Origin of the sequence: Pseudomonas sp., from assembly GCF_035554175.1 — a bacterium.
In the GTDB taxonomy this organism is placed as follows: domain Bacteria; phylum Pseudomonadota; class Gammaproteobacteria; order Pseudomonadales; family Pseudomonadaceae; genus Aquipseudomonas.
In genome coordinates this window covers 1-20793 of sequence record NZ_DATMIV010000007.1, presented here as the reverse complement: position 1 = coordinate 20793, position 20793 = coordinate 1, and the positions used below count along the sequence as shown (strand labels likewise).

19 protein-coding genes are annotated in these 20793 nt (G+C 60.7%); 8 read left to right on the top strand and 11 right to left on the bottom strand.

The window, feature by feature from the left end:
• Positions 1-138: 138 nt before the first annotated feature.
• The gene (gene mreB, locus VNV36_RS02790; protein WP_002555108.1) at positions 139-1176 is read right to left on the bottom strand and encodes a rod shape-determining protein MreB; all 1038 of its coding nucleotides are present in this window, start codon (positions 1174-1176) and stop codon (positions 139-141) included.
• Between the two features lie 210 nt (positions 1177-1386).
• Here mreB and gatC point away from each other — a divergent pair, with 210 nt between their 5' ends.
• The 6 genes from gatC (at position 1387) to VNV36_RS02760 (ending at position 6602) form a co-directional block, all read left to right on the top strand.
• Positions 1387-1674: an Asp-tRNA(Asn)/Glu-tRNA(Gln) amidotransferase subunit GatC gene (gene gatC, locus VNV36_RS02785; protein ID WP_024011606.1), complete on the top strand. Its 288-nt coding sequence runs from the start codon at positions 1387-1389 to the stop codon at positions 1672-1674.
• Positions 1675-1690: 16 nt separating this feature from the next.
• On the top strand, positions 1691-3142 hold the full coding sequence (gatA, locus tag VNV36_RS02780; RefSeq protein WP_325716029.1) for an Asp-tRNA(Asn)/Glu-tRNA(Gln) amidotransferase subunit GatA: 1452 nt from the start codon (positions 1691-1693) through the stop codon (positions 3140-3142).
• A 10-nt stretch (positions 3143-3152) separates the two neighbouring features.
• On the top strand, positions 3153-4598 hold the full coding sequence (gatB, locus tag VNV36_RS02775) for an Asp-tRNA(Asn)/Glu-tRNA(Gln) amidotransferase subunit GatB (protein WP_325716027.1): 1446 nt from the start codon (positions 3153-3155) through the stop codon (positions 4596-4598).
• A gap of 147 nt (positions 4599-4745) precedes the next feature.
• A complete protein-coding gene (locus tag VNV36_RS02770) occupies positions 4746-5117 on the top strand; it encodes a septal ring lytic transglycosylase RlpA family protein (protein WP_056782925.1) in 372 nt (123 codons plus the stop codon).
• 40 nt (positions 5118-5157) lie between these two features.
• Positions 5158-6225: a calcium/sodium antiporter gene (locus tag VNV36_RS02765; protein ID WP_325716172.1), complete on the top strand. Its 1068-nt coding sequence runs from the start codon at positions 5158-5160 to the stop codon at positions 6223-6225.
• On the top strand, positions 6222-6602 hold the full coding sequence (locus VNV36_RS02760; protein WP_243242883.1) for a carboxymuconolactone decarboxylase family protein: 381 nt from the start codon (positions 6222-6224) through the stop codon (positions 6600-6602). Before VNV36_RS02765 ends, VNV36_RS02760 begins: the two co-directional genes overlap by 4 nt.
• 100 nt (positions 6603-6702) lie before the next feature.
• On the opposite strand, the gene VNV36_RS02755 is transcribed toward VNV36_RS02760, so the two are convergent.
• The 5 genes from VNV36_RS02755 to kdgD all read right to left on the bottom strand — a co-directional run bounded on the left by VNV36_RS02755 (position 6703) and on the right by kdgD (position 13322).
• On the bottom strand, positions 6703-7644 hold the full coding sequence (locus tag VNV36_RS02755; RefSeq protein WP_325716024.1) for an AEC family transporter: 942 nt from the start codon (positions 7642-7644) through the stop codon (positions 6703-6705).
• Positions 7645-7803: 159 nt separating this feature from the next.
• Complete coding sequence (gene garD / locus VNV36_RS02750; RefSeq protein WP_325716022.1) at positions 7804-9357, bottom strand: galactarate dehydratase; 1554 nt, start codon at positions 9355-9357, stop codon at positions 7804-7806.
• An 11-nt stretch (positions 9358-9368) separates the two neighbouring features.
• A complete protein-coding gene (locus VNV36_RS02745; protein ID WP_039759710.1) occupies positions 9369-10733 on the bottom strand; it encodes an MFS transporter in 1365 nt (454 codons plus the stop codon).
• A gap of 161 nt (positions 10734-10894) precedes the next feature.
• Entirely contained in the window at positions 10895-12340 is a 1446-nt protein-coding gene (locus tag VNV36_RS02740; RefSeq protein WP_325716018.1) for an aldehyde dehydrogenase family protein, read from the bottom strand.
• Positions 12341-12410: 70 nt separating this feature from the next.
• On the bottom strand, positions 12411-13322 hold the full coding sequence (gene kdgD, locus VNV36_RS02735) for a 5-dehydro-4-deoxyglucarate dehydratase (protein ID WP_039759443.1): 912 nt from the start codon (positions 13320-13322) through the stop codon (positions 12411-12413).
• A 298-nt stretch (positions 13323-13620) separates the two neighbouring features.
• Between kdgD and VNV36_RS02730 the strand changes: the two genes are divergently transcribed.
• Positions 13621-14001 carry a hypothetical protein gene (locus tag VNV36_RS02730; RefSeq protein ID WP_325716015.1) on the top strand — a complete coding sequence of 127 codons (381 nt, stop codon included), beginning with the start codon at positions 13621-13623 and terminating at the stop codon, positions 13999-14001.
• Between the two features lie 158 nt (positions 14002-14159).
• Here VNV36_RS02730 and VNV36_RS02725 read toward each other — a convergent pair whose 3' ends face one another.
• The 4 genes from VNV36_RS02725 to VNV36_RS02710 form a co-directional block, all read right to left on the bottom strand.
• Positions 14160-14906: a FadR/GntR family transcriptional regulator gene (locus VNV36_RS02725; protein ID WP_325716013.1), complete on the bottom strand. Its 747-nt coding sequence runs from the start codon at positions 14904-14906 to the stop codon at positions 14160-14162.
• Positions 14907-15084: 178 nt separating this feature from the next.
• A complete protein-coding gene (locus tag VNV36_RS02720) occupies positions 15085-16812 on the bottom strand; it encodes an ABC transporter ATP-binding protein/permease (RefSeq protein ID WP_325716011.1) in 1728 nt (575 codons plus the stop codon).
• 96 nt (positions 16813-16908) lie between these two features.
• Complete coding sequence (locus VNV36_RS02715) at positions 16909-17469, bottom strand: response regulator transcription factor (protein WP_003221630.1); 561 nt, start codon at positions 17467-17469, stop codon at positions 16909-16911.
• A complete protein-coding gene (locus tag VNV36_RS02710; RefSeq protein ID WP_325716008.1) occupies positions 17462-18724 on the bottom strand; it encodes an ATP-binding protein in 1263 nt (420 codons plus the stop codon). Before VNV36_RS02710 ends, VNV36_RS02715 begins: the two co-directional genes overlap by 8 nt.
• Positions 18725-18978: 254 nt before the next feature.
• Here VNV36_RS02710 and VNV36_RS02705 point away from each other — a divergent pair, with 254 nt between their 5' ends.
• Entirely contained in the window at positions 18979-19695 is a 717-nt protein-coding gene (locus tag VNV36_RS02705; protein ID WP_325716007.1) for an SIMPL domain-containing protein, read from the top strand.
• A 105-nt stretch (positions 19696-19800) separates the two neighbouring features.
• On the opposite strand, the gene VNV36_RS02700 is transcribed toward VNV36_RS02705, so the two are convergent.
• Positions 19801-20163: a DUF6124 family protein gene (locus tag VNV36_RS02700; RefSeq protein WP_325716005.1), complete on the bottom strand. Its 363-nt coding sequence runs from the start codon at positions 20161-20163 to the stop codon at positions 19801-19803.
• Positions 20164-20793 lie beyond the last annotated feature (630 nt).

The window sequence follows — 20793 nt, the reverse complement described above, 5'->3', positions numbered from 1 at the left end:
CGCTCCTCCCAGGCAAATGTTCTGTTTATTCATACGGCATCAAACCGGCCTGGATGAAGACTGACAGAAGATAAACGCCAACAGGCAGCACTGCAAAGTGCTGCCTGTGCGTTCACCCACGTATTGCAAACCAGCGAGTTATTCGCTGGAGAGCAGATCCATGGTGTGCTTATCCATCATTTCCAAAGCACGGCCACCGCCGCGAGCCACGCAAGTCAGCGGATCTTCGGCAACGATCACCGGCAGACCGGTTTCCTGGGCCAGCAACTTGTCGAGGTCACGCAGAAGCGCGCCACCACCGGTCAGCACCAGGCCACGCTCGGCGATGTCGGAAGCCAGTTCCGGCGGTGACTGCTCCAAGGCACTTTTCACAGCCTGAACGATGGTTGCCAGCGACTCTTGCAGAGCTTCCAGCACTTCATTGGAGTTCAGGGTGAATGCGCGTGGAACGCCTTCGGCCAGGTTGCGACCGCGAACATCGACTTCGCGTACTTCGCCGCCCGGATAGGCCGTGCCGATTTCCTGCTTGATGCGCTCAGCGGTGGATTCACCGATCAGGCTGCCGTAATTACGGCGCACGTAGGTGATGATCGCTTCGTCGAAACGGTCGCCGCCGACACGTACGGATTCGGCGTAAACCACACCGTTGAGGGAGATCAAGGCGATTTCAGTGGTACCACCACCGATATCCACGACCATCGAACCGCGTGCTTCTTCAACCGGCAGACCGGCGCCGATCGCAGCGGCCATCGGTTCTTCGATCAGGAACACTTCACGGGCACCGGCACCAAGGGCCGATTCACGAATGGCACGACGCTCGACCTGGGTGGACTTGCATGGAACGCAGATCAGCACACGAGGGCTGGGCTGCAGAAAGCTGTTTTCATGAACCTTGTTGATAAAGTACTGCAGCATCTTTTCGCAGACGCTGAAGTCGGCGATCACGCCATCCTTCATCGGACGAATGGCAGCAATGTTGCCCGGCGTACGGCCGAGCATGCGCTTGGCTTCTGTGCCGACAGCGACGACACTTTTCTGGTTACCGTGTGTCCGAATGGCCACAACCGATGGCTCATTCAGGACGATACCGCGCTCGCGCACGTAAATAAGGGTGTTGGCAGTGCCCAGGTCAATGGAAAGATCGCTGGAAAACATGCCACGCAGTTTCTTGAACATGGGAAAGGGACCCTAGGCAACGCGTGGGTAAAAAAGTGCGGCAAACTCTAACAACGACAGGGATTTTGGGCAAGGCGCCAATATGTTAAATTGGCCGCTTTTCTGTGCACCAAACCCCACAATCGCGGGTATAGACCCGTAGAAATGCGGTAGTGTTCCGACAATCTAACACACGGACGCCGTCCGTTCTGTTTCCACTGGAGAATCCCGATGGCGCTAGAACGCTCCGACGTGGAAAAAATCGCGCACCTGGCCTGCCTTGGCCTCAACGATGCCGATCTTCCGCACATTACTTCCGCCCTCAACAGCATTCTCGGGCTGGTCGACGAAATGCAGGCCGTCGATACCGACGGTATCGAGCCGCTGGCCCACCCCCTGGAAGCCAGTCAGCGCCTGCGCGCCGACGTGGTGACCGAGACGAATAATCGCGAGGCCTACCAGTCCATCGCACCAGCGGTCGAAAACGGCCTGTATCTGGTTCCGAAAGTCATCGACTAAAGGGAAAGAGCCTGCAATGCATCAAATGACTCTGGCCGAGATTGCCCGCGGTCTCGCCGATAAAAAGTTTTCTTCCGAAGAGCTGACCAAAGTCCTGCTGGCGCGTATTAGCCAGCTCGATCCGCAGCTCAACAGTTTCATCAGCCTCACCGAAGAGCTGGCCATCGAGCAGGCGAAAGCCGCCGACGTTCGCCGGGCCAACGGTGAGAGCGGCGCCCTGCTCGGCGCGCCGATCGCCCACAAGGATCTGTTCTGCACCCAGGGCATCCGCACCAGCTGCGGTTCGAAGATGCTGGACAACTTCAAGGCCCCGTATGACGCCACTGTGGTTGCGAAGCTGGCCGCTGCCGGCGCCGTGACCCTGGGCAAGACCAACATGGATGAATTCGCCATGGGTTCGGCCAACGAGTCGAGCTGGTACGGCGCGGTGAAAAACCCGTGGAACCTGGAACACGTGCCGGGCGGTTCGTCCGGTGGTTCGGCGGCGGCGGTTGCTGCTCGACTGTTGCCAGCGGCCACGGCCACTGACACCGGCGGATCGATCCGTCAGCCGGCGGCGTTCACCAACCTCACCGGCCTGAAACCGACCTACGGTCGCGTTTCGCGCTGGGGCATGATCGCCTACGCCTCCAGCCTCGATCAGGGCGGCCCGTTGGCGCGCACGGCCGAAGACTGCGCAATTTTGCTGCAAGGCATGGCCGGCTTCGACCCGAACGACTCCACCAGCATTGATGAGCCGGTGCCGGATTACTCCGCCAGCCTGGGCGATTCGCTGCAAGGCCTGCGCATCGGCGTGCCGAAGGAATACTTCAGCGCCGGTCTCGACCCGCGCATCGCCGAGCTGATCCAGAACAGCATCCAGCAATTGCAGAAGCTCGGTGCGGTGATCAAGGAAATCAGCCTGCCGAACATGCAGCACGCGATTCCTGCGTACTACGTGATCGCTCCGGCAGAAGCCTCCTCCAACCTCTCGCGTTTCGACGGCGTGCGTTTCGGCCATCGCTGCGAGAACCCGGAAAACCTCATCGACCTGTACAAGCGTTCCCGTGGCGAAGGCTTCGGCGCGGAAGTGCAGCGTCGGATCATGGTCGGTGCCTACGCGCTGTCCGCCGGTTACTACGATGCCTACTACCTGAAAGCGCAGAAGATCCGTCGTCTGGTGAAGAACGATTTCATGGCTGCCTTCAATGAAGTCGACATCATCCTCGGCCCGACCACACCGAACCCGGCGTGGAAACTCGGCGCCAAGAACAGTGATCCGGTCGCTGCCTATCTGGAAGACGTCTACACCATCACCGCCAACCTCGCCGGCCTGCCGGGCCTGTCGATGCCGGCCGGTTTCGTCGACGGTCTGCCGGTGGGCGTGCAGTTGCTCGCGCCGTACTTCCACGAAGGCCGTTTGCTCAATGTTGCGCACCAGTATCAGTTGAACACTGACTGGCACACCCGCACCCCAACCGGCTTCTGAGGAGACACACATGCAATGGGAAGTCGTGATCGGGCTGGAGATTCACACTCAGCTCACCACCCGGTCGAAAATCTTTTCCGGTAGTTCCACCACATTCGGTTCCGAGCCGAACACTCAGGCCAGTCTGATCGACCTGGGCATGCCCGGCGTGCTGCCGGTGCTCAACCGGGAAGCGGTGCGCATGGCGGTGATGTTCGGTCTGGCGATTGACGCCGAGATCGGCCGGCACAACGTGTTCGCCCGGAAAAACTATTTCTACCCTGACCTGCCCAAGGGTTACCAGATCAGCCAGATGGAATTGCCGATCGTTGGCAAGGGCCACCTGGACATCGCGCTCGAAGACGGCACGGTCAAACGCGTCGGTATCACCCGCGCGCACCTGGAAGAAGACGCCGGCAAGAGCCTGCACGAAGAATTCAACGGTGCCACCGGCATCGACCTGAACCGTGCCGGCACGCCGCTGCTGGAAATCGTCTCCGAACCGGACATGCGCAGCGCCAAGGAAGCCGTGGCTTACGTCAAGGCGATCCACGCGCTGGTGCGCTACCTGGGCATTTGCGACGGCAACATGGCCGAAGGTTCGCTGCGTTGCGACTGCAACGTTTCCGTGCGTCCAAAGGGCCAGGTCGAGTTCGGTACCCGCTGCGAGATCAAGAACGTCAACTCCTTCCGCTTCATCGAGAAGGCGATCAACTCCGAAATCCAGCGTCAGATCGAGCTGATCGAAGATGGCGGCAAGGTGATCCAGCAGACCCGTCTCTACGATCCGAACAAGGACGAGACCCGTCCGATGCGTTCGAAAGAGGAAGCCAACGACTACCGTTACTTCCCCGATCCGGATCTGCTGCCAGTGGTCATTGAAGAGTCGTTCCTGGGCGAGGTGCGCGCCACCCTGCCGGAACTGCCACCGCAAAAACGCGAGCGCTTCCAGAGCCAGTTCGGTCTGTCGGCCTACGACGCCAACGTGCTGGCGACCAGCCGGGAACAGGCAGATTACTTCGAGAAAGTCGCGGCTATCGGTGGCGATGCGAAACTGGCGGCGAACTGGGTGATGGTCGAGTTGGGCAGCCTGCTCAACAAGCAAGGCCTGGACATCGAGCAATCGCCAGTGTCCGCCGAGCAACTGGGCGGCATGCTGCAGCGCATCAAGGACAACACCATCTCCGGCAAGATCGCCAAAGTGGTGTTCGAAGCGATGGCCAACGGCGAAGGCAGCGCTGACGAAATCATCGAAAAGCGCGGCCTCAAGCAGGTAACCGATACCGGCGCGATCTCCGCGGTACTCGACGAAATGCTCGCGGCCAACGCCGAACAGGTCGAACAGTATCGTGCGGCTGATGAAGCCAAACGCGGCAAGATGTTCGGCTTCTTCGTCGGTCAGGCCATGAAAGCTTCCAAAGGCAAGGCCAACCCGCAGCAGGTGAACGAACTGCTGAAAAGCAAGCTCGAAGGCTGACCACCATGGAGCCAGATCCAAAGCCTGGCTCCATCCCCTGTGGGAGCGAGCCTGCTCGCGATCGCGAAATGTCAGACACTAAAAGTTGACTGTCGAAACGCTATCGCGAGCAGGCTCACTCCCACATTTGTATTCGGGAAACCTTGAATGAAGCGTCTGTTGCTGAGCAGCGCCCTGCTCTCCCTGCTGGCCGGTTGCGCCAGTACCGACACCATCGACCCGCACGGTTACGACCAGACCGGCGTCGCCTCCTATTACGGAGCCAGACATCACGGTAAGCGCACCGCCAGCGGCGAAGCGTTCAACCAGCATTCCCTGACCGCCGCCCACCGCCAGTTGCCGTTCGGCACGCGGGTGAAGGTCACCAACCTGAAAAACGATGAATCCGTCGTGGTTCGCATCAATGACCGTGGCCCGCACACCCGCGGCCGCTTGATTGATCTGTCGCGCGAGGCCGCCGACGAAATCGGTATGCTGCGCAGCGGCACCGCACGGGTTCGCGTGCAGGCCCTCGACTGATGGAGCGCCGACCATTTTCGGATTAGCCGACTTACCGCTGATCAACGTCATCGAATTGCTCAGCGGCCTGTTCCTGCTGATCATCGGCGCCGAACTGATGGTGCGCGCCGCCGTGCGCCTGGCCGAGCGCCTGCATGTGCGCCCGTTGATCATCGGCCTGACCATCGTCGCCCTCGGCAGCAGCGCGCCGCAGATGACCGTCAGCCTGCAGGCGGCGCTCACGCACAACCCGGACATCGCCGTCGGCAGCGTGCTCGGCAGCAGTATCTTCAACATTCTGGTGACCCTCGGCCTGTCGGCGTTGATCATCCCGCTGCGCGTGTCGCGGCAACTGGTGCGCCTGGATATCCCGCTGATGATCGCTGCCAGCCTGCTGGTGTTCATCCTCGCCTGGAACAAGGACATCGGGCGCTTCGATGGCGTCCTGCTGCTCGGCGCTTTGGCGCTCTACCTCGGCTTGTTGTTGCGCCAGTCACGGCATTCGACCCGACCACACAGCGCAAGACCGCAGGAAACGCAGCAGTCCTGGCTGATCAGCGTGCTGATGATTCTCACCGGCCTGGCCATGCTGGTATTTGCCGGCCGTTTGCTGCTCGGCGCCGCCGTGGCTGTAGCCACCGATCTGGGTCTGTCGGAACGCGTCATCGGCCTGACCGTGGTCGCGGTCGGCACCTCGCTGCCGGAACTGGCGACCTCGCTGATCGCCGCGTTGCGCGGGCAGCGCGACATTGCAGTGGGCAACGTGATCGGCGCCAATCTGTTCAACCTGCTCGGTGTGCTGGGGCTGACCGCGTTGCTCGCGCCGGCGCCGCTGTCCGTTTCACCCAACGCGCTGGATTTCGACTTGCCGGTGATGCTCGGCGTCGCCGCGCTGTGCCTGCCGGTGTTCTATTCCGGCTATCGCGTGACCCGGGCCGAAGGCTTGTTGCTGCTCGGTTTGTATCTGGTCTATGGCCTGCATGTGGTGTCGTTCACCACCGGCATGCCGCTGGCCGGCAAACTCGAGCGCTTGATGCTGTTTTATGTCCTGCCGGCGCTGCTGACGTTTCTGTTGTTCACGTCGATCCGCGCCTGGCGTCGCCAACACCACAAGAGAGATGTGCCATGAGCGAGTCGAAGCAGTCCGGGGTTGAAATCCGTCGTCAGGTCATGGGCGATGCCTTTGTGGATCGCGCGCTGGGCAATGCCACCGAATTCACCCAGCCGTTGCAGGATTTCGTCAATGAACACGCCTGGGGCGGCGTGTGGAACCGCGAAGGCCTGCCGCTGAAAACCCGCAGCCTGATCACCCTCGCCGCGCTGACCGCGTTGAAGTGTCCGCAGGAGTTGAAAGGCCACGTGCGCGGTGCCCTGAACAACGGCTGCAGCGTGGAGGAAATTCGTGAAGCGCTGCTGCATTGCGCGGTGTATGCCGGCGTGCCGGCGGCGATCGATGCATTTCGCGCGGCGCAGGAAGTGATTGATACCTACCAAAAACCGGAGTGACCGCCTTCGCGAGCAGGCTCGCTCCCACATTTGAAATGCATTCCAAAGTGGGAGCGAGCCTGCTCGCGAAAAGGCCCTGCCAGACACTGCAGATCTTTGGTCAGATCCACCCACCCCACTGCAACACAAAGATCCCGACATTGGTGGTAATCGCCGCCATCAACGTGGTCATCACAATGATCGCCGCTGCCAGCTCATGATTGCCCTGCGCCGCGCGGGCCATGACAAAACTCGCCGCCGCCGTCGGGCTACCAAAATAGAGAAACAGAATCCCCAGCTCCGCCCCGCGAAAGCCCCACAACCACGCGCCGAGCGTCGCCAGCAATGGCAGACCGACCATCTTCACCAGACTCGAGCTGAGCGCCATGTTGCCACTCTTGCGCAACGCCGCCAGCGACAGCGTACCGCCGATACAGATCAGCGCCAGCGGCAAGGTGGTCTGAGCCAGATATTGACCGGAGGTTTCCAGCCAGCCCGGCAGTCCGATCTTGAAATAGGCGAACGGCGCCGCCGAAATCACGCTGATGATCAGCGGGTTGCTGAACACGCTTTTGCAGATGCTCCACGGATCGGACTTGATCACCGGGCTGTAAACGGCCAGCACGATGGTCGACAGCGTGTTGTAGAACAGGATCACCAGCGCCGCGAGAATCGCCCCGAGGGAAATACCGTAATCGCCGTACATGCTCGCGGCGAGCGCGAGGCCGATCACGCCGTTGTTGCCGCGAAACGCGCCCTGGGTGTAGATGCCGCGATCTTCACGCGGGCACTTGAAAATCGCCCAGCCCCAGGCCACGGCGAAACTCACCAGAGTGGCCAGAGAAAAGTAGATAAGCAGTGAGGGTTGCAGCGCGGCGTGCAGATCCGCGTGCAGGATGCCGAGAAACAGCAGCGCCGGCATGGTCACGTTGAACACCAGCGACGAGGCGGTGTGGATGAAGTTGTCGTTGATCCAGTCGATGCGCTTGAGCAGCACACCGAGAAACAGCATGGCAAACACCGGCGCGGTGATGTTCAGGGTTTCGAGAAAAATTGCCAGCATGCCGGAGAGCCTTGGGTGAGCGTCGATAGGGGGCTAATGATAAGCCACTGAACTCTATTGAAGATCAAAAGATCGCAGCCTGCGGCAGCTCCTACAGGAAAAAACGCATTCCAAGGTAGGAGCTGCCGCAGGCTGCGATCTTTTCAAGGCAACTGGGTCTCAGGTAATCGGCGCCGGGTTGAACAACGTAATGTCGTTATGCAGCTTGTGCTTCTCCGCCCAGGTCTGTTGCCTGCCACTGGCAACGTCCAGGTAATAGTGAAACAACTCCCAGCCCAATTCTTCGATGGTCGCGCGCCCGGTGGCGATGCGCCCGGCATCGATGTCGATCAGATCCGGCCAGCGCTGCGCCAGTTCGGTTCGCGTTGACACCTTCACCACTGGAGCCATGGCCAATCCGTATGGCGTGCCGCGTCCGGTGGTGAACACGTGCAAATTCATCCCCGCCGCCAATTGCAACGTGCCGCAAACAAAATCACTCGCCGGCGTCGCACAGAAAATCAGGCCCTTGTGCTTGAAACGCTCGCCCGGGCCGAGCACGCCGTTGATCGCGCTGCTGCCAGACTTGACGATCGATCCCAGCGACTTCTCGACAATGTTCGACAACCCGCCCTTCTTGTTGCCCGGCGTGGTGTTGGCACTGCGATCAGCCTCGCCCTTGGCCAGGTAACGGTCGTACCAGTCCATCTCGCGCACCAGCTCTTCGGCGACGGTTTGCGTCTGCGCCCGTGAGGTCAGCAGGTAGATTGCATCGCGCACTTCGGTGACTTCGGAAAACATCACCGTCGCCCCCGCACGTAACAGCAGGTCGGAGGCATAACCCAACGCCGGGTTGGCGGTGATGCCGGAGAACGCGTCGCTGCCGCCGCACTGCATGCCCAGAATCAGCTCCGAGGCCGGCACGGTTTCGCGGCGGCGCTGGTCGAGTTTCTTCAAACGGACTTCAGCCAGCTCCATGATCTGCTCGATCATTTCGCTAAAACCGTGACTGGAGTCCTGCAAGCGGTACAGCCACGGATCACTGAGATCCACCGACGCGTCGTCCTCGTGCATCACCTGCGCGGCCTGCAATTTCTCGCAGCCCAGACTGATCACCAGCGCCTCGCCCCCAAGGTTCGGGTTGCGCGCCAGATTGCGTACGGTGCGAATCGGGATATAGGCGTCGGTGGCGGTGATCGCCACGCCGCAGCCATAACTGTGAGTCAGCGCCACCACGTCATCGACGTGCGGGTACTTGGGCAGCAGCTCATCCTTGATGCGCTTGACCGCATGATCGAGCACGCCGGTGACGCATTGCACCGTCGTGGTGATGCCGAGAATGTTGCGCGTGCCGACGGTGCCATCGGCGTTGCGATAACCCTCGAAGGTGAAGCCTTCCAGCGGCGCCTGGGCGGCCGGCACGTCGGTGGACAGCGGCAAGCTGTCCAGCGGCGGCGCGGTCGGCATGCGCAGTTGATCTTCCTTGACCCAACTGCCACGACGGATCGGCTGCAACGCGTAGCCAATGATCTGCCCGTAACGAATCACCGGACCGCCCTCGGGAATATCCTCCAGGGTGACCTTGTGGCTCTGCGGGACGAAATCCACCGTCACCAGCCCATCGGCAAACTCGGTACCGGCCGGTACGCCCTGGTCGTTGACCACCACTACAACGTTGTCCCGCTCGTGCAGGCGGATGTAGCGCGGCGAGTCGGAATGTTCAATCAACTGCATGACGCCGCTCCTCAGGAATGCGCTTGAGACAAATTGCCGGTGGCTTCATTACCGCCCTTGGCTGGCGGCTCTTTCAAGACCACCCGCTTGATCGGGCCGACGATCACCAGATAGCTGAACACCGCGACCAGTGCGTTGGCACCGACAAACACCAGCGCCCATTTGAACGAACCGGTGGAGCTGATGATGTAGCCGATCACGATTGGCGTGGTGATCGAGGCGATGTTGCCGAAGGTGTTGAACAGGCCACCGCTCAGACCGGCGATCTGTTTCGGCGAGGTGTCGGAGACTACCGCCCAGCCCAGTGCGCCGACGCCTTTGCCGAAGAAGGCCAGGGCCATGAAGCCGACCACCATCCATTCCACGTCAACATAGTTGCACGCGACGATGCTGCTCGATACCAGCAGACCGGCAATGATCGGCGCCTTGCGGGCGAAGGTCAGCGAGTGGCCCTTGCGCAGCAGATAGTCGGAAATCACCCCGCCGAGCACACCGCCGATAAAGCCGCAGATCGCCGGCAACGAAGCGATGAAACCGGCCTTGAGAATGGTCATGCCACGCTCTTGCACCAGATACACCGGGAACCAGGTCAGGAAGAAATAGGTGATGCCGTTGATGCAGTACTGGCCCAGATACACGCCGAGCATCATGCGGTTGGTCAGCAGCTGACGGATGTAGTCCCACTTCGGCCCATCGGCTTTTTTGCCTTTGTTCTGGTCCATGTCGACCATGCCGCCGTTGTCAGCAATGAAGTTGACTTCAGCTTCGTTGGCCATCGGGTGTTGACGCGGGCTGTGGATAACCTTCAGCCACACCAGCGAGAAGATGATGCCCAGAATACCCATGACGATGAACACGTGTTCCCAGCCGAAGCTGTAGACGATCCAGCCCATCAGCGGCGCGAACAACACGGTGGCAAAGTACTGCGCCGAGTTGAAGATCGCCGAAGCGGTGCCGCGTTCAGCGGTCGGGAACCACGCGGCGACGATGCGCGCGTTGCCGGGGAACGATGGCGCTTCGGCCAGGCCCACCAGAAAGCGCAGCATGAACAGCGCAACCACCGCCGTGGACATGCCGAATTCACCGACGAAGCCTTGCAGCACGGTGAACAGCGACCAGGTGAAAATGCTCAGGGCATAGACTTTTTTCGAGCCGAAGCGATCGAGCAGCCAGCCACCGGGAATTTGCCCGGCCACGTAGGCCCAACCGAATGCGGAGAAGATGTAGCCGAGGGTAACGGCGTCGATGCCCAGATCCTTTTGCAGGCTGGAGCCGGCAATGGCGATCGTGGCACGGTCGGCGTAGTTGATCGTGGTCACCAGAAACAGCATGAGCAGGATCAAATAGCGGACGTGAGTCGGCTTGGAGGATTGCATGTAAAGGTACTCCCACTGATTATTTTTATGCGCGGGTGAAGCTTCTTTGGTCCCCGGTTTGCCGGGTGTTCCCTGTAGGAGCTGCCGAAGGCTGCGATCTTTTGATCCTTAAAAGCAAAGATCGGAGCCTTCGGCAGCTCCTACAGGGGGTACTGCGTGTATCAGGATCCGATGTAACTGGTCTTCACGACCGTGTAGAACTCTTGCGCATAGCGGCCCTGCTCGCGGGAGCCGTAGGACGAGCCTTTACGGCCGCCGAACGGTACGTGGTAATCCACACCGGCGGTCGGCAGGTTGACCATCACCATCCCGGCCTGGGAGTGACGCTTGAAGTGGTTGGCGTACTTCAGCGAGGTAGTCGCGATGCCGGCCGACAGGCCGAACTCGGTGTCGTTGGCCATCGCCAGCGCGGCTTCGTAATCGGCCACACGGACAACGTTGGCCACCGGGCCGAAGATCTCTTCGCGGCTGATACGCATCGAAGCTTCACTGTCAGCGAACAGCGTCGGCGCGAGGAAGTAGCCTTCGGTGTCGCAGGTCACCACGCCACCGCCGCTGACCAGACGTGCACCTTCGGACTGGCCGATGTCGATGTACTTCATGTCCTGCTCAAGCTGCGCCTGGGACACCACCGGGCCGATGTCGGTACCGGCCTTCAGCGCGTGGCCAACCTTGATCGACTTCATGCGCTCGGCCATGGCTTCGACGAATTTGTCGTGAATGCCGGCAGTGACGATCAGTCGGCTCGACGCCGTGCAACGCTGACCGGTGGAGTAGAACGCGCTCTGTACCGACAGCTCGACCGCTTGCTTGAGGTCGGCGTCGTCGAGAATGATCTGCGGGTTCTTGCCGCCCATCTCCAGCTGAACCTTGGCCTGGCGCGAAACGCAGTTGACTGCGATCTGACGACCAACACCCACCGAACCGGTGAAACTGATGCCGTCGACCTTCGGGCTCTGCACCAGGGCATCGCCGACCACGCGACCGCTGCCCATCACCAGGTTGAACACACCGGCCGGGAAGCCTGCGCGAGAGATGATTTCCGCCAGCGCCCAGGCGCAGCCCGGCACCAGATCGGCAGGCTTGAGCACCACGCAGTTGCCGTAGGCCAGGGCCGGGGCGATTTTCCACGCCGGGATGGCGATCGGGAAGTTCCACGGGGTGATCAGACCGACCACACCCAGCGCTTCGCGGGTGACTTCAACGTTGACGCCCGGACGCACCGACGGCACGTAGTCGCCGGAGAGGCGCAGGCATTCACCGGCGAAAAACTTGAAAATGTTGCCGGCGCGGGTCACTTCACCGATCGCTTCCGGCAGGGTCTTGCCTTCTTCACGGGCAAGCAGTGTGCCGAGCTCTTCGCGACGGGCGAGGATTTCCGTGCCGACTTTATCCAGTGAGTCGTGACGGGCCTGAATGCCCGAGGTCGACCAGGCCGGGAACGCAGCGCGGGCGGCGTCGATGGCGGCGTTGACCTGGCTCAGGTCAGCCTTGGCGTAGTCGCCGATGGTGTCGCTGAGTTCGGACGGGTTGATGTTGGCCGAGTAATCGGCACCGGCGACCCATTCGCCATTGATGTAGTTGTCGTAGCGTTTTGCAGTTGTCACAGGGCAGCCCTCAACTCTAAAGCCTTCACGCAAAAAGCCGCTGATTGCTCAGCGGCCTCGCTTTTCTCGTTTACTGCGCGCCTTGCTTGTCGATCAGCGCAGCGAGCATTTCGTACTCTTCGCCGGTCAGGTCGGTCAGTGGCGCACGCACCGGGCCTGCGTCATAGCCGGCGATTTTTGCGCCTGCCTTGACGATGCTCACGGCGTAACCGGCCTTGCGGTTGCGGATGTCCAGATACGGCAGGAAGAAGTCGTCGATGATCTTGCCGACAGTGGCGTGATCTTCACGAGCGATCGCGTGGTAGAAGTCCATCGCGGTTTTCGGGATGAAGTTGAACACCGCCGAGGAGTAAACCGGCACGCCCAAAGCCTTGTAGGCAGCGGCGTAGACTTCGGCGGTCGGCAGACCACCCAGGTAGCTGAAGCGATCACCGAGGCGGCGACGGATCGACACCATCAACTCGATATCGCCCAGACCGTCCTTGTAGCCGATCAGGTTCGGGCAGCGCTCGGCCAGACGTTCCAGCAGCGGCGCGGTGAGGCGGCAAACGTTGCGGTTGTAGACGACCACGCCGATCTTCACCGATTTGCACACGGCTTCAACGTGCGCGGCAACACCGTCCTGGCTCGCTTCGGTCAGGTAGTGCGGCAGCAGCAACAGACCTTTGGCGCCAAGGCGCTCGGCTTCCTGAGCGTATTCGATGGCCTGACGGGTCGAGCCCCCGACACCGGCGAGAATTGGCACACTGGTGGCGCAGGTGTCGACGGCAGTCTTGATGATTTCCGAGTATTCGCTGGCGGCCAGGGAGAAGAACTCACCGGTGCCGCCGGCAGCGAACAGAGCCGAAGCGCCATACGGAGCCAGCCATTCCAGGCGTTTGATATAGCCCGCGCGGTTGAAATCGCCCTGCGCGTTGAAATCGGTCACCGGGAAAGACAGCAGGCCGGCAGAGAGGATGGACTTCAGTTCTTGTGGATTCATTATTCGAACACCCTGGTAGCAACGTTTTATTGTGAGTGGACCGTTCAGCCTTCGCCGAAGTTGTAGGTCATCGTACAACTTAAAAAATAACCGTCAACTGCATTTCATCGTTGGCAGCGCTTTTTTGTCGGACAAGATCGACTTTTGCGCGTTGCGAAATGGCTGCAAGGCCCGTCCCTGGCGCTTTCGATGGCTGAAACATCTGGTCTGGATTCGTTTAATCGCCACGGCGCGAGCGGCTCGTAAAGTACGCCGACTGCCACGAAGGATCGTGGCGGACCACTCAAAGGAAGCCACTATGTCGATGCATTTTGCCGCCCCCACCCTCCTCCACGTCGCCCCCGCGCAGGACGACTGCGTCACTGTTCAGCTGTCGCAATTGCCGGACATCCTCACTGTGCAGGTGCCGGATTCCAGCGATTTCGCGGCGAACTGGAGCGTCTACGCAATTCTCGGCAGCGATGCCGAAGAACCCGAATGGGAAGGTGACGAAGTAGACACTGGCGCCTGGGATGACGCCGAAGACGAGATGGAAAAACTGTTCGACATCGAGGTGCAGCTGCCAAAAGAGGCGCTGCAACCGTACCTGAACCGCGAGGTGGAGTTGCGCTACAAGTTTCGTGATGAGTCGAGTATGGAGCCGTATTCGCAGGCGTTGCGGTTGCGGGTTGAGGCGTGAGGGCTTGGGAGGTCAAGGTCTGACCGTTCGTCGGGACTGGTATTTCTTAAAGGTGCCAGACATATCCGGAGTCCGCCCTAATGACTGCGGAGTTAACCAACCGACTCCTGGCGCAAAGTCTGCGCGCGAAACCGTAGAACTCCAAAAGTAGGTCGCACTCACCCCTGCGCCTGCGCCTCTTCATGGGCCTGGCGCAGTCTTTCACGGCTGTTGGTCAGGTGCAGACGCATCGCCGCACGGGCAGCATCAGAATCCTGACGGGCAATCGCGTCGTAGATTTCTTCGTGCTCACGGCTCAGGCGGCTCATGTAATGCTGCTGGTCGTCGTGAGCCAGTCGCGCCGAGTTCAGCCGCGTACGCGGAATGATGCTGGTACCCAGGTGGGTCATGATGTCGGTGAAGTAACGGTTGCCGGTGGACAGGGCGATTTCCAGATGGAAAGCAAAGTCAGATGACACCGCGTCACTGGCGTGAGCGGCGCTCTCGTTCAAGGCGTCGAGGGCAGCGCGCATGGTTGCCAGTTGCTCGGGGCTGCGACGTTGCGCGGCGAGGCCGGCGGACTCCACTTCGAGGCTGATGCGCAATTCGAGAATTGCCAATACGTCACGCAGGGTGACGACGGTGGCCGGGTCGATGCGAAAACCGCTCGGGCTCGGCGTGTCGAGCACAAAGGTACCGATGCCGTGGCGGGTTTCCACCTGGCCGGCGGCCTGCAGACGGGAAATCGCCTCACGCACCACCGTGCGGCTGACGCCATGGGCTTCCATGATTGCCGACTCGGTAGGCAACTTGTCGCCGCGCTTGAGCAGGCCATCGCGGATCTGCTCGCTCAACACCGTCACCAATTCCTGGGCGAGGCTGCGGCGCTTGCGGGGGAGGCGCGGGGTGTCGATCAGCTTTTCCATGGTCTGCATCTTGTCTCGAAAGTTCGGCTTGGCGCCATCATAGCTCAAGCGGGTTGTACGATCACTGTCAACACGACCTCCATCATATAGGAGCCGCCGAAGGCTGCGATCTTTTGACCTTGATCTTTAAGGCCAAAAGATCGCAGCCTTCGGCAGCTCCTACAAGGGATCCGTGGGGTCAGGCAGTCACGGGTTGCTCCACCAAATGCCCGCTGTCGATCCTCACATGCCGTGGATGGAATCGTTTCAAACTGCTTCGGTGGCCGACGCTGACAATGCTTAGCCCCGGAATTTCATCGATCAACGCCTGATACAGCGTCGCCTCGTCCTCTTCATCCATCGCCGAAGTGGCCTCGTCCATGTACAACCATTGCGGCGCATACAGCAGCGCGCGGGCGAAGGCCAAGCGTTGCTGCTCGCCCGGCGAGAGCATGCGCTGCCAGTGATTGGCTTCATCCAGCCGCCCGACCAAGTGCGGCAAACGGCAGGTGTCCAATACCTGTGCATAACGCTCCGGCGCGTAGGTATCGCCCGGTTGTGGATAACTCAACGCATCACGCAGTGTGCCGATCGGCAAATAGGGCTTCTGCGGCAGGAACAGATAGCGCGCCGCCGGCAACCGAATATTGCCGTGGCCCGCCGGCCACAGATGTCCCATCGCCCGCAGCAGAGTGGACTTGCCGCTGCCGGATCGCCCGCTGAGCATCACTCGCTCACCCGGTTCCACAGTCATGTCGGCGTTGCTCAGCAGGTGACGACCATCGGCAAGATCCAGGCCGAGTTTGTGCACTTGCAGATCCTTGCCCTGATTCTGCACATCGATGGCCGGGGTGCGTTCCTCGTTGTCGGTCATGGCCTGACGGAAACTCAGCAGACGATCGCAGGTGGCGCGCCACGCCGCCAGATCCGCATAGGCCGTGATGAACCAGCTGAAATTCTCCTGCACGTTGCCGAACGCCGAGTTGATCTGCATCAGTTCGCCCAGCTCGATTTTGCCGGACAGGTAGCGCGGCGCCGCGACGATAAACGGGAAAATGATTGCGATCTGGCCGTAGCCGGAGGTGAAGAACGTCAGACGCTTGGACACCCGCATGATGTCCCAGAAGTTGTGCCAGACCAGGCCGAAGCGATTGCTCAGGCGGCGGTTTTCATTGGGTTCGCCGTTGTACAACGCGATGCTTTCAGCATTCTCGCGCACCCGCACCATGGAGAAACGCAGGTCCGCTTCGAAACGTTGCTGCCGGTTGTTCAGGCCGATCAAACGCCGGCCAATGAGGTGCGTCAGCCAACTGCCGACCGCCGCATACAGCAGCGCACACCAGAACATATAGCCGGGAATTTCGATGCCGAACACTTCGATGCTGCCCGATACGCCCCACAGGATGATCGAGAACGACACCAGACTTACGATCGTGCGCAGCAGCCCAAGGCCCAGGCTCAGGGTGTTGGCGGTGTAGGTGTTGAGGTCTTCGGAAATCCGCTGGTCGGGGTTATCGGTGTAGCCGCCCTGCTCCAGCTGATAGTAGTTCTTGTGGTCGAGCCAGCGCGTGAAGTGCTTTTCCGTCAGCCACGCCCGCCAGCGGATAGTCAGCATCTGCGTCAGGTACTGACGATACACCGCACCGAGAATCGCCACGGCGGCAATGCCGCAGAAATGCAGGATCAACTGCCAGAACGCAGCCTCGTCCTTCTTCTGCAACGCGTTGTAAAAATCCCTGAACCAACTGTTGAGCCACACCGAAATCCACACGCTGAACAGCGTCAGCGCAATCACGGCAATCAGCAGCGTCCAGGCCTTGCCCTTCTCTTCGCTGCGCCAGTAAGGCGTGGTCATCGCCCAGACCTTGCGAAAAAACTGCCCGCGCACAGCATCGTTGACCGCGGAGTATTCAGCGTTCTGATTCATGGAAAAGGCTCGATAAAGAAAACAACAGACACGCGCCGATCATAAATGATCGGCGCGTTTTATCACGAGGGCGGGCGATAGTCGTTCAGCGCAGGTTCAGCGACGCACCGGACGCTTCTGCAGTTTGCGCTGCAGGGTGCGGCGGTGCATGCCCAGCGCGCGGGCCGTGGCGGAGATGTTGCCTTCGTGCTCGGTCAGTACGCGCTGGATGTGTTCCCACTGCAGGCGGTCGACCGACATGGGGTTTTCCGGCACCAGACTGTCGAGGTCGGCGTGCTCGGACAGCAGCGCCGCCAGCACGTCGTCGGCATCGGCCGGTTTGCACAGGTAGTTGCAGGCACCGCGCTTGATCGCCTCGACCGCCGTGGCAATGCTCGAATAACCGGTGAGGATCACCACGCGCATTTCCGGATCGAGCTCCAGCAGCTTGGGCAGCAGGACTAGGCCGGAGTCGCCGTCCATTTTCAGGTCGAGCGCAGCGTAATCAGGCAGATCGGCCTGGGCGATGGTCAGGCCTTCTTCTGCGGAACCGGCAGTGCTGACGCGAAAGCCACGGCGGGCCATGGCGCGGGCCATGACGCGGGTGAAGGTCGCGTCGTCGTCGACCAGCAGCAGATGCGGCAGTTCTTCGCCTTCGACTTGGATTTCGTCACTCATGTTGGTCTCCTCGGGCGCCGTGGGGCAGGCGCAGCTCGGTGAGCGTGCCGCCTTCCTCATGACTATAGAGTTTCACTGAGCCACCGGCGCGTGTCACGCTGGCCTTGCTCAAAAACAGGCCCAGGCCGAAACCTTTGCCCTTGGTGGTAAAAAACGGTTTGCCGATCTGCTCGGCGATGGCCAGCGGCACACCGGCACCGTGGTCGCGAATGCTGATAGTCAAAGTCTCTGCATCCCAGTCCAGCGTTACCTGGAGGTTCTCCGGGCAGGCATCGGCAGCGTTGTTGAGCAGATTCAACAAGGCCTGGGTCAGATCCGGCGGCGGCGCCATGCGCGGCACAGCGCCCTGGCCGAGGCGCTGGAAGCGATAACTGGCTTCCGGGCGCATCAGATGCCAGCGGTTCAGCGCTTCGTCGAGCCAGGCGGTGACGTCCTGCATTTCCACGGCCAGACGCCGATTGGCTTCGGCGGCGCGAACCAACTGTTGCAAGGTCTCCTTGCACAGCTTGACCTGATCCTGCAGCACTTTCAGATCGTCCTGCAGCAGTGCGTCGGGGTGATCCTGCTGCATTTCCTTGAGCAGCACGCTCATGGTCGCCAGCGGCGTACCCAGCTCATGCGCGGCACCGGCGGCCTGAGTCGCAACGGCCAACAATTGTTGATCGCGCAGGCCCTCTTCGCGACGAATCGCGCGCAACTCTTCCTGCCTGCGCAGCTCTTCGGCCATGCGCGCGGCAAAGAATGTGATCACCGCCGCCGCCAGCGCGAAGCTCAACCACATGCCATAGATCTGCAGATTTTCGCGAGCGACCGGCAAGGTTTCCAGCGGATAGAAACGCGTCAGCATCACCGTGTACAGCGCCAGCGCGATACCCGACAGAATCACCGAATAACGCCACGGCAGCGTCACCGCCGCGATCGTCAGCGGCACCAGGTAATAGGAAACGAACGGGTTGGTCGAACCGCCGGAGAAATACAGCAGCGCACTGTGAATCACCAGATCGCAGGCCAGTTGCAGCGCATATTCAAGTTCAGTCACCGGCCATGACGTGCGCAGGCGTACGGCGGTGAACACACACAGCAGAATCGAACAGCCCAGCGTCATCGCCAGTTGCGCCCACGGCAATGGCAACAATTGCAGCCAGTAGGCCAGGCCCACGGAACCGGCCTGCGCGGCCAGCACCAGGGTGCGAATGAAAGTCAGCCGCCAAAGATTCTGGCGAGTGGCGGAAGTCAGTTGTACGGGGGCGAGCATGAGCTCTCCTGATGAGCGCTCCAGGCGGATCGCACGGAGTATAACCAAGGCGCGGGCTTGAGAGGCGAAAGTGCGGCAAACGACCACACCGCAGCTGCAAGCTGCAAGCTGCAAGCTGCAAGCAAGAGCAAGAGCAAGAGCAAGAGCTGCGGCGCTTTTGATGTAGCTTGAAGCTTGAAGCTTGCAACTTGCAGCTGCTTTATAGAGTCTGATGATCCACGCAGCGCCCTCTGCGCCTCATTCAAGGAGCCTTCATGCACACATTTCGCCGCAGCGCCGCCCTCCTCGCCCTGACCGTCGGCAGCGTCGCCAGCCTTCCGGCGCTGGCCGCCGATGAGCTGCACTACAACCAGATTTCCCTGCGCGCCGAAGTCAGCCAGGAAGTGGCCCGCGACCAGATGATCGTGACGCTCTACACCGAAGAGCAGAACACCGACCCGGCCAAACTCGCCGCCGCGATCAGCACCACCATGAACAAGGCGCTGGCCCAGGCCAAGCAAGTCAAAGACATCACGCTGCGCCAGGGCAGCCGCAATAGCTATCCGATCTACGACACCAAGGGCCAGAAGATCACCGGCTGGCGCGAACGCGCCGAACTGCGCCTGGAAAGCACCGACTTCGCCGCCCTGTCCAAACTCACCGGCGAACTGCTGACCGACCTGAAAATGGGCGGCATGGACTTCGCCATCGCCGACCCGACCCGCAAGGCCAGCGAAGACCAATTGCTCAAGGAAGCCGTCACCGCCTTCAAGAACCGCGCGCAACTGGCCACCGATGCACTGGGCGGCAAGGGCTACAAAATCGTCAACCTGAACCTCAACAGCAACGGTTATCCACAACCCTACCTGCGCGGGCCGATGATGATGAAAGCAGCGGCCATGGATTCAGCCCCGGTGACCCCGGAAGTTGAAGCCGGCACCAGCCAGGTCAGCATGACCGCCGATGGCTCGATTGAAGTGTTGATGCAGTAATTTGATGTGAGCTGAATGAAAAACCGCCGATCTGTGAAGGGTCGGCGGTTTTTTTTGTGCCTGGAATTTGCAGCGAACAATCGACCGCTATCGCGCGGTATCCGATCAGGTATGCGGATCAACCCGATCCAGCGCCCGATTCACCGCCAGCTCCGCCAGCATGATGATTTGCTGAATGGCCAGCGCCGTATTGCGCTGCGGCCGACCCAACTGATCAGCGAAATCGCTGGCCAGCGTATTGGCTGAAGCGAGGGATTCACACGCGTGAGCGAGCAGGCTTTCGGTGTCGATGCCGGGCTGGATCAGAAACATCGTGCTGGGTGGATGGGGTTTGCTGGGTGCCGGGCAGAGATAGAAATCGAGGGCACGCTTGATGGCTTCGCGGTTTTTTGCGAGGTCATCGGCGCGCAGCGCAGCTTCGAGGGGGGTTGTGGGTTCAAGGGGTGGATCGGGGACTGGTTTGGTCATGCGCTTCACCTATGAGGTTGAGCCATCCCGATGCCGTTTCTCACACGGCGAAGAGGTGGCAGCTTTGTGCGGGGTGAGAAAACCGGTCATAGGCACCCGGCCGGACATACGTCCGCCCGCACAGAGCCGCCATAACGCACTTTGCAGGCAGCAGACTTGCTGGCGGCAATTATGCGGATCTGGGCACTGAATGACTATGAATGTCGAGTTCTCACACCCGATCGCTGAACAACCAGCGACGACCCCAGACTAGAGAGCAGACGTCCGACGGACAACCTGAAAACATTGTGGGAAGGTTCGGGTTATTTGGCATCGAATTTAAACAACCTCGACTCCTTGGGTGCCTGGATAGGCCTAATCGCGAGCAGGCTCGCTCCCACAGAAAGCAAAATCAAAAGATCGTCCGAACGCGGCCCGAGCCTTCGGCAGCTCCTACACACGATGAGCGTTAGCTCGAGTAAAGCTTTTGATCTTGATTTACGGGCGACTTCGGAAGGCTGAGTGGAGGGATTGATCCGGGGGTGGGAGCGCAGCGACCGTTTGGCGCAGCCAAACACAGCGAGTGTAGGTGCAGCGAAGCAAACCGGAGCCGCTGCGCCCGGATCGATCCCGCAGCGAAGGAACCCGAGC